The organism is Streptomyces sp. NPDC037242 (assembly GCF_055604165.1).
The window spans coordinates 70,933-71,897 of sequence record NZ_JBVJUY010000041.1; the positions used below are offsets into that span (position 1 = coordinate 70,933).

The 965-nt window shown below is 71.3% G+C and carries 2 protein-coding genes; both read right to left on the reverse strand.

The features are described 5' to 3' along the window. Positions 1-306 (reverse strand): RICIN domain-containing protein (locus tag ACZ7GJ_RS34225; RefSeq protein WP_470757304.1); only part of this gene is annotated, 306 nt, incomplete at its 3' end. A 161-nt stretch (positions 307-467) separates the two neighbouring features. Continuing rightward, entirely contained in the window at positions 468-722 is a 255-nt protein-coding gene (locus ACZ7GJ_RS34230; RefSeq protein ID WP_470757306.1) for a hypothetical protein, read from the reverse strand. Positions 723-965: the final 243 nt, after the last annotated feature.

Sequence of the window (965 nt, forward strand, 5' to 3'; positions counted from 1 at the left end):
ACGGTTGACGATCTGGAAGGAGCTGCCGTCCCCGTTGGTGATGTTCCAGCGGCGTGAGGGGTGGGTGTCGCAGTCGAACTGCACGAGCGGGTGGTTGTTCGCGGTCGTGCTGCCACCGGCGACGGTGGCGCACTTGCCGGTCTGGACGTTCACGATCTGGAACGTGCCTTCCGGGATCCGTGCCGCTGCGATGCCGCGCGTCGCCGACTGCGCCGCAACCGTGGGAGCGGGCAGCAGCATGAGGCCTCCGGCCGCGAAAACCGACGAAACCGCCAGGAGGCGACGCACACGAGTCTTCTTGCGCATGGGAGCGCTCCTCTTGCCTCGATGACGAGGTGGGAGTCGGGAGAGTGGGGGCTGCGGCCCCTTGACCAGGGGCTCCTGCCGCTGATGATCAAGGTGCGGCCGCTCATCCCACTATCGGCGCCGGGGACCGGCCCCGCAACCGAGGGCTCCGGATCCCCGGGTCAGCTCAGGGGGATGGTGCGGATCAGGCCCGCGAAGGCCTGCTGCTCCGCCTCGGTCAGCTCCACCGACTCCATCGGGTGAGCGGCCGCGGTGCGCTGGGCCGGGATGACCGCGAGGCCGTCGAAGGCGCCGGGCTCCGGGTGGTGGAAACGGCTGTCCCACAGCATGTGGCCGAGGCCGACGACCCAGACGAGAGCAGCCACGAGCAGGACGGCGAGGCCGATCTCCTGGGCGAGGGAGATGGAGGGGAACACGCGGTCCTCCAGGGGTGCGGGCGGTCCGGGGCGGGGCAAGATCGAGCGTGGGGACACTCAACACCAGAACCGGCCGAATGGGTAGCGATGTGGCGAGCCTCACGCCAGGGTCGAAAGTCCCCATGTGGCCCGGGGGGGGGGGGGGGGGGGGGGGGGGGGGGGGGGTGTGGGGTGGGTGGGGGGGGGGGGGGGTAGGGACGTTTTGGTGTTGTAGGGGGGGGGGCGGGTTGCTGGGCGCGCGGG